This is a genomic window from Acetobacter suratthaniensis (assembly GCF_017377745.1).
In the GTDB taxonomy this organism is placed as follows: Bacteria; Pseudomonadota; Alphaproteobacteria; order Acetobacterales; family Acetobacteraceae; genus Acetobacter; species Acetobacter suratthaniensis.
In genome coordinates, this window is the sequence record NZ_JAFVMG010000070.1 from 1 (window position 1) to 329 (window position 329).

1 pseudogene is annotated in these 329 nt (G+C 55.9%); it reads left to right on the top strand.

The features are described from left to right. A pseudogene (locus tag J2D75_RS14345) lies at nt 1-190 on the top strand (IS110 family transposase); the annotation flags it as partial. Between the last annotated feature and the right edge of the window lie 139 nt (nt 191-329).

Genomic DNA, 329 nt, shown 5'->3' on the forward strand with positions numbered 1-329 from the left:
AACTGCTTTAGTCAGGCAGTTCAAAATTCGTCCTGATCGCGTTCCATCTTCGTTTGCTGCCCTGCTGGAACGCAAACCGATGCGTGTGGCGACCGTCGCAATGGCCAACAAGATGGCCCGCATTATATGGGCGCTGCTGACGCGTGGCGACACCTATCAGGCGAACCACGTGCCAGCGATCACCGCATAATCGGGAAGACAGACAACAACGGGATCGGTCGGTTCACACCGACCGGAGGAGGTTGCAGGAGCGAGGAGACATGATGGCGATATCGGTCAGGCCGAGAACAAGGATAACCCACTTTGTGTCCAAGGCATCATAGCCTGAA